At 59.6% G+C, this 13,392-nt stretch carries 9 protein-coding genes and 1 riboswitch; of the genes, 2 read left to right on the top strand and 7 right to left on the bottom strand.

Going from position 1 to position 13,392, the window contains the following annotated elements; genetic code table 11:
• Positions 1 to 208: 208 nt before the first annotated feature.
• On the top strand, positions 209 to 1,033 hold the full coding sequence (djlA, locus tag EC836_RS22470) for a co-chaperone DjlA (protein WP_123337291.1): 825 nt from the start codon (positions 209 to 211) through the stop codon (positions 1,031 to 1,033).
• 43 nt (positions 1,034 to 1,076) lie between these two features.
• Here djlA and rluA read toward each other — a convergent pair whose 3' ends face one another.
• The 3 genes from rluA to polB all read right to left on the bottom strand — a co-directional run bounded on the left by rluA (position 1,077) and on the right by polB (position 7,187).
• Entirely contained in the window at positions 1,077 to 1,736 is a 660-nt protein-coding gene (gene rluA / locus EC836_RS22465) for a bifunctional tRNA pseudouridine(32) synthase/23S rRNA pseudouridine(746) synthase RluA (protein WP_123337289.1), read from the bottom strand.
• A 41-nt stretch (positions 1,737 to 1,777) separates the two neighbouring features.
• Complete coding sequence (gene rapA / locus EC836_RS22460) at positions 1,778 to 4,684, bottom strand: RNA polymerase-associated protein RapA (RefSeq protein WP_123337287.1); 2,907 nt, start codon at positions 4,682 to 4,684, stop codon at positions 1,778 to 1,780.
• Between the two features lie 139 nt (positions 4,685 to 4,823).
• Positions 4,824 to 7,187, bottom strand: coding sequence for a DNA polymerase II (polB, locus tag EC836_RS22455; protein ID WP_123337285.1), 2,364 nt, complete (start codon positions 7,185 to 7,187; stop codon positions 4,824 to 4,826).
• Between the two features lie 169 nt (positions 7,188 to 7,356).
• Here polB and EC836_RS22450 point away from each other — a divergent pair, with 169 nt between their 5' ends.
• Positions 7,357 to 8,124: a DedA family protein gene (locus tag EC836_RS22450; protein WP_123337283.1), complete on the top strand. Its 768-nt coding sequence runs from the start codon at positions 7,357 to 7,359 to the stop codon at positions 8,122 to 8,124.
• 6 nt (positions 8,125 to 8,130) lie between these two features.
• Here the strand turns inward: EC836_RS22450 and thiQ are convergent, their stop codons facing one another.
• The 4 genes from thiQ to sgrR all read right to left on the bottom strand — a co-directional run bounded on the left by thiQ (position 8,131) and on the right by sgrR (position 13,245).
• Positions 8,131 to 8,832: a thiamine ABC transporter ATP-binding protein ThiQ gene (gene thiQ / locus EC836_RS22445; protein WP_123337281.1), complete on the bottom strand. Its 702-nt coding sequence runs from the start codon at positions 8,830 to 8,832 to the stop codon at positions 8,131 to 8,133.
• Positions 8,816 to 10,426, bottom strand: coding sequence for a thiamine/thiamine pyrophosphate ABC transporter permease ThiP (thiP, locus tag EC836_RS22440; RefSeq protein WP_123337279.1), 1,611 nt, complete (start codon positions 10,424 to 10,426; stop codon positions 8,816 to 8,818). The genes thiQ and thiP overlap by 17 nt, the downstream gene beginning before the upstream one ends.
• Positions 10,402 to 11,388, bottom strand: coding sequence for a thiamine ABC transporter substrate binding subunit (gene thiB, locus EC836_RS22435; protein WP_123337276.1), 987 nt, complete (start codon positions 11,386 to 11,388; stop codon positions 10,402 to 10,404). The genes thiP and thiB overlap by 25 nt, the downstream gene beginning before the upstream one ends.
• A 38-nt stretch (positions 11,389 to 11,426) precedes the next feature.
• A riboswitch (TPP riboswitch) is annotated at positions 11,427 to 11,544 on the bottom strand.
• A gap of 36 nt (positions 11,545 to 11,580) precedes the next feature.
• Positions 11,581 to 13,245: an HTH-type transcriptional regulator SgrR gene (gene sgrR, locus EC836_RS22430; protein ID WP_123337274.1), complete on the bottom strand. Its 1,665-nt coding sequence runs from the start codon at positions 13,243 to 13,245 to the stop codon at positions 11,581 to 11,583.
• Positions 13,246 to 13,392 lie beyond the last annotated feature (147 nt).

Here is a 13,392-nt window from a genome sequence, read left to right as displayed (position 1 = left end):
AGAGACTAACGTACTCAACTGGATTGCGCCAGTCATACCCACCATCTTTCAGGAGGGCGGCCGCTCGCTTACGTTAACTCTTTGTCTGTCCGCTTCAACCAAACAGGGATACTTCTGGTTGTTTGACCGTGTTGCCAATAGGCTATGGGGTGAATGACAGGTATGATAATGCAATTTTTAGCCTTCAGCATGGCGAATTGAGGAGTATATGCGCTATTGGGGAAAAGTATTGGGTCTTGTGCTGGGTTTGTTATCCGGCGCGGGGTTTTGGGGACTGGTGATCGGTCTGCTGGTTGGCCATCTGGTTGACCGCGCGAGCGCGACCCGGCAGCAGGGATATTTTGCGAATCAGCAGACCCGCCAGGCGCTGTTCTTCCGCACCACCTTCCAGGTTATGGGGCATCTGACCAAGTCAAAAGGGCGGGTGACCGACGCGGATATCCAGATGGCTTCGTTGCTGATGGATCGCATGCAGCTACATGGCGAAGCGCGCACCGCCGCACAGCGTGCCTTTCGCGAAGGCAAAGAGGGCGATTATCCGTTAAGGGATAAGCTTCGCGAACTGCGCAGCGCCTGCTTTGGCCGCTTTGATTTGATTCGCATGTTTCTGGAAATTCAGATTCAGGCGGCGTTTGCCGACGGTTCATTGCATCCCAACGAGCGTCAGGTCCTGTACGTGATTGCAGAAGAACTGGGGATTTCCCGCGTTCAGTTCGATCAGTTCTTACGCATGATGGAAAGCGGCCAGCAGTTTGGCGGCGGTGGTTACCAGGGCGGCGGTTCGTCACAGGGCGGTTACGCACCCGGCAGCCGTGGGCCGACGCTGGACGATGCCTGTAGTGTACTCGGGGTGAAGAGCAGCGATGACGCCACCACTATCAAGCGCGCCTACCGCAAGCTGATGAGCGAGCATCATCCCGACAAGCTGGTGGCCAAAGGATTACCGCCGCAGATGATGGAAATGGCCAAGCAGAAAGCGCAGGAAATTCAGGCCGCGTACGACCTGATCAAGCGCGAGAAAGGATTTAAGTAGTTTTCAGGCCTGGGCGGTGTTAAAAATCCTCACGTACTCCGCATCAAAAATCGGCGGGCTGGCGGAAGGTCATCGGCGTGCCGAACTGCGGATGCGTGATGCTCAGGCTCTCCGCATGCAGCTGCAGGCGGGGGGCCATCTCTCTGGCCTCGTCGTGCGCGTAGAAGCGATCGCCGAGTATTGGGTGCCCCAGCGCCAGCATATGCACGCGCAGCTGGTGGGAGCGCCCGGTAATCGGTTTTAACTGCACGCGCGCGCTGTTGTCGGCAGCATAGTCCAGCACCTGATACTCGGTCTGCGCCGATTTTCCGGTTTCAAAACACACCTTCTGCTTAGGCCGGTTAGGCCAGTCGCAAATCAGCGGCAGATCCACCAGGCCGCTTTCCGGCTGCGGATGCCCCCAGACGCGGGCGACGTAGGTTTTCTGCGGCTCGCGTTCGCGGAACTGGCGCTTCAGCTCACGTTCTGCGTCCTTGTTAAGCGCCACGACGATCACACCGCTGGTGGCCATATCCAGGCGATGCACGGATTCTGCCGCCGGGAAATCACGCTGGACGCGCGTCATCACGCTGTCCTTGTGTTCCTCCAGGCGTCCGGGAACCGACAGCAGGCCGCTGGGCTTATTCACCACCATAATATGCTGATCCTGGTAGAGAATATGTAGCCAGGGCTCAAGCGGCGGGTTGTAGGGTTCCATCATCATTTCTCTGCCTGGGGCCAGCCGGGCTGGCCCGCTCTTTTGACTTACTGGTGGGTGACAACGATCAGACGCAACGCGTCCAGACGCCAGCCGGCCTGATCCAGATTCGCCAGCACCTGCTCACGATTGCTTTCCAGCGCATCAATCTCATCCTGACGGATATTCGGATTGACCGCGCTCAGCGCTTCCAGACGCGACAGTTCGGCGCTCAGCTTCTCGTTCGCTTCTACCCGGGCGGCATCGATCAGCTTGCGCGCTTCCACTTCGGCCTGCTCTTCAGAAAGCTTGATGATCTCGTGCACGTTCTGCTGCACCGCGTTTACCAGCTTGCTGCCGGTATGGCGGTTCACCGCGTTCAACTGGCGGTTAAAGCTTTCGAACTCCACCTTGCTGGCGAGGTTGTTGCCTTTGCTGTCAACCAGCATACGCACCGGCGTTGGCGGCAGGAAGCGGGTCAGCTGCAGATGCTTAGGCGCCTGGGCTTCCACTACGTAGATCAGCTCCAGCAGCAGGGTGCCGACGGGCAGCGCCTTGTTCTTCAGCAGCGACAGCGCGCAGCTGCCGGTATCGCCGGAGAGGATCAGATCCAGGCCGTTGCGGATGATCGGATGCTCCCAGCTGACGTACTGTGCATCTTCACGCGACAGCGCCTGGTTGCGGTCAAAGGTGATGGTGCAGCCGTCTTCCGGCAGCCCTGGGAAGTCCGGCACCAGCATATGATCGCCCGGGGTCAGCACGATCAGGTTGTCGCTGCGGTCTTCCTGATTGATACCGACGATGTCGAACAGGTTCAGCGCGAAGTTAACCAGCTCAACGTCATTATCCTGCTCGGAAATCAGGTCGGCCAGCGCCTGCGCCTGCTCGCCGCCGTTGGAGTTGAGCTCCAGCAGGCGATCGCGGCCCTGCTCCAGCTGGGATTTCAGCGCGTCGTGCTGCTTGCGGCATTCGTGGATAAAGTCATCCATGCCATCCTGATTTTCCGGTGAGGCCAGATAGGCGATCAGCGGATCATAGGCACTGTCATAAATGGTGCGACCGGTCGGGCAGGTGTGCTCAAACGCATCCAGCCCTTCGTGATACCACTTCACCAGCACCGACTGGGCGGTTTTTTCCAGGTAGGGAACGTGGATCTCGATGTCGTGCGCCTGACCGATACGGTCCAGACGGCCGATACGCTGCTCCAGCAGATCCGGGTTAAACGGCAGATCGAACATCACCAGCTTGCTGGCGAACTGGAAGTTACGGCCTTCTGAACCGATTTCGGAGCACAGCAGAACCTGAGCGCCGTCCTCTTCGGAGGCAAACCAGGCCGCCGCGCGGTCACGTTCAATAATCGACAGGCCTTCGTGGAAGACGGCGGCGCGAATACCTTCACGCTCGCGCAGCACCTGCTCCAGCTGCAGCGCGGTGGCGGCTTTGGCACAGATCACCAGCACTTTCTGGTCGCGGTTGCTGGTGAGGTAGCCCATCAGCCATTCAACGCGCGGGTCGAAGTTCCACCAGGTGCCGCTGTCGCCTTCAAATTCCTGATAAATCTGCTCCGGATACAGCATATCGCGGGCGCGTTCGTCGGCGGATTTGCGCGCGCCCATAATGCCGGACACTTTAATCGCCGTCTGATACTGGGTTGGCAGCGGCAGGCGAATTTGATGCAGTTCGCGTTTCGGGAAGCCTTTCACACCGTTACGGGTGTTACGGAACAGTACGCGGCTGGTGCCGTGGCGGTCCATCAGCATGCTGATCAGCTCTTTGCGGGCGGCCTGCTTGCCTTCGCGATCGCTGTTGGCAACCTGCAGCAGTGGCTCGATATCCTGCTCGCCCATCAGGTCGTTGATCAGGTTCATCTCAGCGTTGCCGATGGTTTTATCTGCCAGCAGCATCGATACCGCATCGGCGATCGGGCGGAAGTGCTTCTGCTCTTCGGCAAACTGCGCGAAATCATGGAAGCGGTTCGGGTCCAGCAGGCGCAGACGGGCGAAGTGGCTCTCCATGCCCAGCTGTTCCGGCGTGGCGGTCAGTAGCAGCACGCCCGGGATATGCTCGGCCAGCTGCTCAATCACCTGATATTCACGGCTTGGGGCGTCTTCTGACCACACGAGGTGATGGGCTTCATCAACCACCATCAGATCCCATTCGGCATCGGCCAGCTTCTCAAGACGCTGTTTATTGCGGCGCACGAAGTCCAGCGAACAGATAATCATCTGCTCGGTATCAAACGGGTTATCGCTGTCGAGCTGGGCTTCGGCATAGCGCGCATCGTCAAACAGCGCGAAGCGCAGGTTAAAGCGGCGCAGCATTTCGACCAGCCACTGATGCTGTAGGGTTTCCGGCACCACGATCAGGATGCGTTCGGCGCGGCCTGCCAGCAGCTGCTGGTGGATGATCATACCGGCTTCGATGGTTTTCCCTAACCCCACCTCATCCGCCAGCAGCACGCGCGGCGCATGGCGGCGACCCACATCGTGGGCAATATGCAGCTGGTGTGGGATCAGGCTGGTGCGCATCCCGCGCAGGCCGCTGGTCGCCAGGCGGTATTGCTCGCTCTGGTATTTGCGCGCGCGGAAGCGCAGCGCAAAGCGGTCCATGCGGTCAAGCTGCCCGGCGAACAGGCGATCCTGCGGCTTGCCAAACACCAGCTTGCTGTCCAGCATCACTTCGCTCAGGCGTACGTTTGTTTCACCGGTGTCGAGGCGGGTACCGAAATAACTCACCACGCCGTTATTGGTTTGCACTTCGTCAACTTCCAGCTGCCAGCCCTCGTGGCTGGTAATGGTATCGCCCGGATTAAATACGACGCGAGTGATAGGCGAATCATTTCTGGCATAAAGGCGATTTTCGCCCGTTGCGGGGAATAACAGCGTCACCATTCGGGTATCAACGGCAACCACAGTTCCTAATCCCAGTTCGCTTTCCGTATCGCTTATCCAGCGTTGACCAAGTGTAAAAGGCATAAATATTCGGCTCGATTTTCGTGTAGTCAGTTTCAGGCAATAGTATAACGCCCCGGCAGAATCTGCCCGGCGTGCATGTCAGAACGAGTTATTTGAGGAAGGGCGCTATGGTACTGGAAGGTGGCCCGTTCGTCACCTGTCAAAAAAGCCCCAGCTGTCCGGTGACCAGTGCAGCAAAGTCATCTTCGAGGAACGGCAGGATGCCATCGGCGACCGGCTGCAGCTGACGGGTCAGGTAGTGATCGTAGTCCAGCGGCGTGGTGCGTGCCTCCAGCGGCTCCGGGCCTGAGGTGGCAATCACATAGCGGATCTTGCCGCCGTTCTGATACTGCATCGGGTGCCCAAGCTTCTGATTTACGTCGTCGGCAATGCGGGCGGCGCGTACGTGCGGCGGCACATTTCGCTGATAGTCACCGAGCGGCCGGCGTAGCCGCTTGCTGTAAACCAGCTGCTCATCCAGCTCACCGTCCAGCAGTTTTCTGACCGTTTCGCGAATGTAATCCTGATAGGGCTGCTGTTTGAAAATTTTCAGATACAGCTCCTGCTGGAATTTTTGCGCCAGCGGCGTCCAGTCGGTGCGAACCGTTTCCAGACCTTTAAAAATCATCTTTTCGCCGCCGCTGTTTTTCACCATGCCGGCATAGCGCTTTTTACTGCCCTGTTCCGCGCCGCGGATGGTGGGCATCAGAAAACGGCTGAAGTGGGTTTCATACTCCAGCTCCAGCGCGCTGGTCAGGCCGTATTCCTCACTCACATGCTGCTGCCACCACTGATTCACTTTCTCCACCAGCCGCTGGCCAATGGCGCCGGCCTGTTGTTCATCATGTGGTGATTTCAGCCAGACGAAGGTCGAATCGGTATCGCCGTAGATGACGTCATAGCCTTCCGCTTCGATCAGCTCACGGGTCTGACGCATGATCTCGTGGCCGCGCAGGGTAATGGAGGAGGCGAGGCGCGGATCGAAGAAGCGGCAGGCGCTGGTGCCCAGCACGCCGTAAAACGCATTCATAATGATTTTCAGCGCCTGTGACAGCGGTTTGTTGCCCTGTTTTTTTGCCGCCTCGCGGCCCGCCCAAATCTGGCTGACGATGTCTGGCAGGCAGTGATTGCTGCGGGAGAAGCGCGCGCCGCGAAAGCCGGGCACGGAATCCGCATCGCCGGGATGCGCCATGCCCTCGACCAGGCCCACCGGGTCGATCAGGAAGGTGCGGATAATTGACGGGTACAGGCTTTTATAGTCCAGTACCAGCACAGAATCGTACAGGCCGGGGCGCGAGTCCATGACGTAGCCGCCGGGGCTGGCCTCCGGAGCTATCTCGCCGAGGTTAGGCGCAACGAAGCCGGCGCGGTGCATACGCGGCAGATAGAGATGGCCGAAGGCCGCTACCGAGCCGCCGTGGCGATCCACCGCCAGACCGTTGACCGACGCGCGTTCCAGCAAAAACGGCATCAGATCGGTGTGCTGGAAAATGCGCGTGACCAGCTCGCAGTCCTTGAGGTTGTAGTGCGCCAGCGCCGGTTTATCTTCGGCAAAACGCTGGTTGATCTCCTCCATGCGCTGCCAGGGATTGTTAATCGCCTTGCCCTCGCCGAGCAGCTCGCGGGAAACGGCCTCCAGGCTGAAGGAGTCGAAGTTCCAGAAGGCGGATTTCAGCGCTTCGATGCCGTCGATAATGAGCCGCCCGCTGGCCTGGGCGAAGAATACGCCGGGCTTGAAGCCGTGCTCGCGCCACTCCAGCACGTTACTGCTGCCACGCCCCAGGCGCAGCGGAATGCCGTAGCGGTCGGCGTGCTTTTGCAGCACCCGCAGATCGAACTGCACCACGTTCCAGCCGATCAGCACGTCGGGATCGTGGCGGGCAAACCAGTCGTTGAGTTTTTCCAGCAGCTGCGGGCGGCTGGAAACGTATTCCAGATTAAAGTCGAGCTGGCTGGCGTCGCCGTTCTCCGGGCCAAGCATATACACATCGCGCTGACCGCAGCCCTCAAGGCCGATGCAGTAAAGTTCACCGTGTTGTGTAGTCTCAATATCCAGTGATACCCACTTCAGCGGCGGGCTATAGTCGGGGTGGGGCTTTAAGCGGGTATTCACCAGCCGGGCACCGGCGGGCTGACCGCTGAACCAGACGGCGGCAGTAATAAAGCGCTCCATCAGAAAGCGCTCCGGCGGGCGCACATCCGCCTCAAACAGGGCAATGCCGTTCTCGCGCAGCAGCTTTTCCAGCTTAATCAACTGGCGATGCTGTTTGCAGTACAGGCCGACGACCGGACGCTGGCGGAAATCTTTCAGATTAAGCGGGCCAAAACGCCAGTCGCGCTCACCCACCAACAGTGCGCTGGCGGCAGCCTGCTGTTCGGCGGGGAGAAAGGCAACCGACTCCTGCGGCGGCAGCACCACGCACTGCGGGCCGCTGTCGGTGGCCAGCCACAGGGTGACTTCGCTGCCTGACGGCGTATCGCGCCAGTGGCGGGTTAACAGAAAGCCTGCTTGTGCGTTATTCACCCTGACCTCATCATGCTGTTCATTACGCTATAATAGCATGTTTATTTATACAGTGTTCGCCTGTGGGGCGCTTAATCTCTCGCCGCTATGCATTCTTATACAAATCTGGCCTTGACGCTTTTTAACTCTCTCAGGACAATCCGAAGTCCTGAAATCGGTTTGGAACATTATGGAAGCCTGGCTGCAACACTTAATTACCCAATCGCTGGCGTGGTCGCTGCTGGCCGTTGGGCTGGTGACTTTTTTAGAATCTCTGGCGCTGGTGGGGCTGCTGCTTCCCGGTACCGTGCTGATGGCTTCCTTTGGTGCGCTGATTGGCAGCGGACAGGTGGCGCTGTATCCCGCCTGGGCGGCGGGGATTATTGGCTGCCTGCTTGGAGACTGGATCTCTTACTTTATCGGCTGGCAGTTCAAGGGGCCGCTGCACCGCTGGTCGTTTATCAAACGACACCAGAAACTGATGGATAAAACCGAGCATGCGCTGCACGAGCACAGCATGTTTACCATTATCGTCGGTCGCTTTATCGGACCCACGCGTCCGCTGATCCCGCTGGTTGCCGGCATGCTGGAACTGCCGGTGCGCAAGTTTTTACCGCCGAATATCGTCGGCTGCCTGCTGTGGCCGCCACTCTATTTGCTGCCGGGCATTCTCGCCGGGGTGGCGATTGACGTGCCGAAAGATGCCAGCAGTGCGCTGTTCAAGTGGATTTTACTGCTGGTGGCGATGGTGGTGTGGCTGGGCTTCTGGCTGAGCTGGCGCTGGCTGCGGGTGAAAAAGCAACATGACTGGGCAACGCCGTATCTGCCTGCATCCCGTCTGCGCTGGCTGGCACCTGTTATGCTGGTGTTAGCCATCGGCAGCTTTATTGCCATTCAGTTCCACCCGCTGATGCCGGTGTTCCGTCATCTGCTGTGGCAGGTCTTCTTCTTACCGTGACGGGGATTAACGACGCGTAATCCCCAGAATCCCTGCTTCATCGACTTCGCCCTGCTGTAACTGCGCGGTGCTGCCGTCCCAGTAAACCCTGCCGTCAACAATCAGCAGGCTGCGCGGGGCGATGCGCGCCGCATCTTCAATGCTGTGCGACACCATCAGCAGCGTGATAGTGCGCTCGCTGCACACCTCATCCACCAGTTCCAGCATCTCCTTACGCAGCGCCGGGTCGAGCGCCGAGAAGGGCTCATCCAGCAGCAGGATCGGTTGCTGCCTGACCAGGCTGCGGGCGAGGGCGGCGCGCTGACGCTGGCCGCCGGAGAGCTGATGCGGCAGGCGCTGTAGCTGCTCTTCCAGCCCGACGCGGCGGGTAATCTCCTGCAGAACCTGCTTTTGCTGGTGGCTTAGCTTTAGCCCCGGATGCAGCCCCAGCCCGATATTTTGCGCTACCGTCAAATGTGGGAAAAGATTGTTCTCCTGAAACAGCATCGATACCGGGCGCCTGGCCGGGGGAGAATCACGGTGATCCTGACCATCCAGCAGCAGGCTGCCGCTGCTGGCCGGCAGAAAACCGGCAATCAGGCTGAGCAGCGTACTTTTCCCCGCGCCGCTGGGGCCGAGGATCGCCAGCCGTTCACCGGCCTGCGCGCTGAAGGTAAAGCGCATTGGCAGATGGTTGTAGAGATAGGTCAGATTAGTCAGGCTTAGCATGGCGCCCCGGCAGTTTTTCAATCAGGGTGAATAACAGGAAGCAGAGCAGCAGCAACAGCAGCGCGGTGACCGCGCCTTCGCTGCTGCGGTATGAGCCAATCTGCTGATGAAGATAAAACGGCAGCGTACGGAAGCTTTCATTCCCGAACAGCGCCACCACGCCAAAATCACCAATCGACAGCACGCAGGCAAACGCCAGCGCCTGGGCCAGCGGCCGCTTCAGCGCGCGCAGCTCAATCAGCCGCAGCCGGTTCCAGCCGCGAATATCCAGCGACAGGCACAGGCGGTTGTAGCGTTCGGCGATGTCGCGTAGCGGATTTTCCAGTACCTTCATCGCGTAGGGAATGGCCATCAGCGCGTTGGTAAAAATGACGATGCCGTCCGCCGACTGCGGCAGGCCTACCGTGGCGTTCAGCAGCAGGAAGAATCCGGTCGCCAGCACGATGCCGGGCATGGCGAGGATCAGCATCCCGCTCAGCTCCAGCGTCTGCCCCCAGCGCGTATGCTGGCGCAGGCGCAGTTCACGGCTGCTCCACAACAGCATTACCGTCAGCATCACGCTCAGCAGCCCGGCACCCAGCGCAATGCGCAGTGAAGTAAACGTTGCCTGCCAGAGCGTGGGCTGCACCAGCACGCCGCTCATGCCCTGGCGCAGTCCGTCAACGACGACCGCCAGCAGCGGCGGCAGGATCAGCAGTAGCGCGAGTGTAATCATCAGTCCGTCGAGCAGCCTGGCGCGGCGGCTGTCTTCCGGATTCCGCCAGCCGCCAAGGCTGTCGCTTCCCGCCGGCATCGCCTTGTTCAGCCGCTGACTGAGCAGCACCAGCCCCAGGCAGCAGATCATTTGCAGCAGCGCCAGCAGCGCGGCCCGGCCGGGATCGTAATCAAAGCTCAACGCCTGGAAAATGGCCAGTTCGATGGTGGTGGCGCGCGGTCCGCCGCCCAGCGACAGCACGGTGGCAAAACTGGCGAAACACAGCATGAAAATCAGCGCACCGGCGGGCAGGATCTGTCGACGCAGCCACGGCCATTCCACAATGCGAAAGTGTGCCCAGCCGCGCAGGCCGAGCTGGGCCGCGACCTGCCGCTGTTCACCGGGTATTTGCTGCAGCGCCTGTAGCAACAGCCGACTGGCCAGGGGCAGGTTAAAGAAGATATGCGCCAGCAGAATGCCCTGCAGGCCATACGGGGTAAAGGCGTAGTCAATGCCGATCAGCGCACAGAACTGTGCCAGCCAGCCGCTGCGGCCATACACGCTGAGGATGCCAAAGACGGCGACCAGCACCGGCAGCACCAGAGTCATGGCGCACAGGCGCAGAAGGCTGCTGCGGCCGGGGAAGCGGCGGCGATAGAGTGCGCGAGCCAGCGGGATGGCGGGCAGCACCGACAGCAGGGCGGAGAGCAGCGCCTGCCAGAACGAAAAGCGCAGCACGTGCCAGAGATAGCTGTCTGACAGAGTGCTACGCCAGTCGCTCTCCGGCGCGTTAAACCACAGCGACAGAAACGCCAGCAGGGCGATCCCGGCCAGCAGCAGCGCCGTCAGGCCGCCCGGGATTAGCCAGCCGGGGATCAGCGGCTGACGGCGCGTTGCCATTCACTAATCCACTGGCTGCGCTGGCTGGCCACATCCTGCGGGCTGTACTGCAGCGTGGTCGCCGGAACGGTGAGCGTATCAAAACCGGCAGGCAGGGTGGTTTTGATCGCCGGATACATCCAGTTGCCGGTGGCAATGGTGTTCTGGAACGCCGGAGTCAGCAGGAACTGCATAAATTCCTGCGCAAGCTTAGGCTGTTTACTGGCCTTGAGCTGACCGGCCACTTCCACCTGCAGATAGTGGCCTTCGCTGAAGTTGGCGGCGGCGTACTGGTCTTTCTTCTCTTCAATCAGATGATAGGCGGGGGAGGTGGTGTAGCTGAGCACCATATCGCTTTCGCCCTTTAGGAACAGGCCGTAGGCTTCGCTCCAGCCCTTGGTGACGGTTACCGTTTTCTGCGCCAACTTCTGCCAGGCTGCCGGAGCCTGTTCGCCATACACCTTCTGCATCCACAGCAGCAGGCCCAGGCCCGGCGTGCTGGTGCGTGGATCTTGATAAATCACTTTCAGCGGACGGTCGCTCTCGACCAGTTCCTTCAGGCTTTTCGGCGGGTTTTGCAGCCGGGTTTTGTCGTAGACGAAGGCAAACCAGCCGTAGTCAAAGGGGACGAAGGTGCTGTTTTTCCAGCCGCCGGGAACGCTGCTGCTATCGGTATTGACCTTACTGGCGGCAAACAGGCCGGTTTTTTCTGCCGCATCGAGCAGGTTATTGTCCAGCCCCAGCACCACGTCGGCCTGGCTGTTTTTGCCTTCCATCCGTAGGCGGTTCAGCAACGACACGCCATCCGCCAGCGCGACAAACTTCAGCTCGCAGTTGCACTGCGCCTCAAAGGCTTTTTTGACCGCCGGGCCGGGGCCCCAGTCGGCGGAGAATGAATCGTAGGTATAGACGGTCAGCGCGTCTTTCGCGGCTGCGGCGGGCAGCGAGAACAGCATTAGCAGAGGTAAGATTTTTTTTAACACTTTGCGTTCCTTGAAAAGAAGATGCGCAAAGGATCTGAGCAGACGGCACTCTCAAATCCCTACGCCGGTATGAGCCGGATCAGGTTCGACGGGTTTTCTCTCAGCGGTATCACTCTGCTGTTGCGCAGCAGGTCATCCGCACCCCGTTGAGAACGGCCTATTCTAGTGAGTTCACTCCGCTAACGAAAGCTTTCATGACTCGTCCGGCGGTGCAAACCAGGCGGATTTGAAATCGAACCAGCCCAGCGTGTTCATTCTCACGCCGCGCATGCTGCGCTGGCCATGCAGCTGCAGCCAGTGATGGAACAGGGGATGCAGATAATGGTTGTCGATCAGCCGTTTACTCCACTCGGCCAGCGGCAGCTTCTGCTCCCGCCACTGCTGCGCATCCTGCTGCCAGTCGATAGGGACGCAGTGGTGCATCAGCGGCATTTCGTACAGCAGTGAGAACAGCGAAAACTCCAGCGGCAGCGTAAAGTTGGCGCTGCCCAGCCAGATATCACTGTCGGCATTACCCTGATACCAGCTCTCATAGTCCAGTTCCTGCGTTATCAATTCCACGCCGTGGGCAGCAAGAATGGGCCCCAGCGCGTTGGCAATGCCCTGATGTTCAATCTGGTCGCTGTACCAGGTAATCGTCAGCGAATCCAGTCCCTCGGGCTTCTCGGCAATGTCCGTATCGTGGCGATGGTGCCAGCGCGGCAGCAGTCCCCAGGCCGGGAACCAGTAGCGCTGATAGGCGATGCCGCTGTGGTTAAGCAGGGTAATCGGGTTGAAGATCGCGCTGAGCCAGCGGCGGACGGCTTCGTTACTGCCCAGTGTGGAACGCTGGTCGAACAGCAGGAAATAGCAGCCTTCCTCCAGCCGACTCTCCTGGGGATGTTCATCGGTGTCGTCGCTTTGCAGCTTCACGCCCGAGTAAACCAGCTCGTCGCTGATCTCCGGCAGCACCCAAATATTGACCTCATCAATCAGCGCGCGGTAGCCAAAATAGTCGTCGAAGGCGCTGATGCGCAGCTGGCTTTGCTGGTTGTGCTCAACGGCATACGGGCCGGTTCCCGTCGGCTGGCGGGCGAAATTGCGCATAAACGGCCACTCCTTCGGCAGGATCATTGCGCTGACGCTGGCCAGCAGCCAGGGGATCCAGCTGTCCGGGTGCTTTAGGTGAATATCCAGCGTCCAGGGCGTTTTGGATTCAATATGAGCAAAGTGACTGAACAGCGGCTGATCCTTTAAGCGCTGCAGACTGGCGATAACGTCTTCCATATCCAGCTCGCGCCCGTGGTGAAAACGGATCGCCGGGCGCAGGAAAAACCGCCAGTGCAGTGGGGTCAGCTGCTGCCAGTGGTGGGCGATATCGGGTTCGGCTTCCCCGTTTTCCTCATTTATTCGCGCCAGGCCGCTGAAAATCTGGCGGGCCAGGTGGGTTTCCGATCGCCGCAGCGGCGTGCCCGGCAGCAGGTTAAGCAGAGGACGGTAGTAAAGGACGCGCAGGATATGTTTGCCCTGTCGGAAGCTGCGACCCAGATGGGAGAGCAGCATCTGCCGCACGCGGTTTTTATCTCCCACTAACTGCACCAGCTGATCGATGCGGTCCTGCTCAAGCAGATCCTCCGCGCGCTGCTGCTGCAGGGCCAGCCCGGTGTACAGAAAACTGAGTCGCGAACGCTTACCGCGCCCGGCTTCCGCCTGCCACTCCAGCCAGCCCGCTTCCTGCATCGCATTCAGCAGATTACGCATGTGGCGCCGCGAGCAGCTGAGCCGCACCGCCAGATCGTTAAGGGTGGTCTCCTGCGGCTGGCCGTCGCAGTATTGCCAGAGGCGGATAAATTGCTGCTGCAAACGCGGTGAGGACATAAAAGAGGAACTCCGTAGTGAAAGCGGTCAGTTTTTCCTGCCGTATATTATGGCGATAATGGCAGCAGATGGAAGAGCGGGAGGCACTCTACGGAGTGGCGCTAAGCCATCTTTAGTGGCTGAGGTCACTGATTTCTGAGTATGGTG

The sequence above is a fragment of the Erwinia sp. JUb26 genome (assembly GCF_003751505.1).
Taxonomy (GTDB): Bacteria; Pseudomonadota; Gammaproteobacteria; order Enterobacterales; family Enterobacteriaceae; genus Erwinia.
This window is presented reverse-complemented; position numbering and strand designations above follow the sequence as displayed.

Excerpts from the sequence above, each read along its gene's own strand:
- rapA (WP_123337287.1), bottom strand. The coding sequence starts at position 4,684 with ATGCCTTTTACACTTGGTCAACGCTGGATAAGCGATACGGAAAGCGAA.
- rluA (WP_123337289.1), bottom strand. The coding sequence starts at position 1,736 with ATGATGATGGAACCCTACAACCCGCCGCTTGAGCCCTGGCTACATATT.
- EC836_RS22450 (WP_123337283.1), top strand. The coding sequence starts at position 7,357 with ATGGAAGCCTGGCTGCAACACTTAATTACCCAATCGCTGGCGTGGTCG.
- thiP (WP_123337279.1), bottom strand. The coding sequence starts at position 10,426 with ATGGCAACGCGCCGTCAGCCGCTGATCCCCGGCTGGCTAATCCCGGGC.
- sgrR (WP_123337274.1), bottom strand. The coding sequence starts at position 13,245 with ATGTCCTCACCGCGTTTGCAGCAGCAATTTATCCGCCTCTGGCAATAC.
- djlA (WP_123337291.1), top strand. The coding sequence starts at position 209 with ATGCGCTATTGGGGAAAAGTATTGGGTCTTGTGCTGGGTTTGTTATCC.
- thiQ (WP_123337281.1), bottom strand. The coding sequence starts at position 8,832 with ATGCTAAGCCTGACTAATCTGACCTATCTCTACAACCATCTGCCAATG.